Here is a 302-nt window from a genome sequence, read left to right on the forward strand (position 1 = left end):
ACGTGGGTGATCACGACCGAGGAGCGGCGCAAGCGCGACACGCCGCAGCTCTTCATGGTCAACAGCCACAATCAGGTGTCCCGGATCGCGAAGCGGCTGGCACGCGTGGCGCGGCCGGAGCGGCGTCTGCAGGCGACCTTGGGCCTCGTCGGGTATGAGCTGATCGGCGAGCGGTTCTTCCGCTTCCAGGACCCGGAACTCGGCATCGACCAGGTGTTCGAGGTCGGGCGGCTGATCCGCGAATCCGCCGGGTCGTTCACGCTGGAGGCGGTCTCGGTCGAGGCGGAGGATTTCGCGTTCGT

Annotated in this window: 1 pseudogene; it reads left to right on the forward strand. The window is 67.5% G+C overall.

The features are described from left to right. Nucleotides 1-302, forward strand: a pseudogene (locus RISW2_RS25355) (hypothetical protein); the annotation flags it as partial.

The organism is Roseivivax isoporae LMG 25204 (genome assembly GCF_000521865.1).
GTDB lineage: Bacteria > Pseudomonadota > Alphaproteobacteria > Rhodobacterales > Rhodobacteraceae > Roseivivax > Roseivivax isoporae.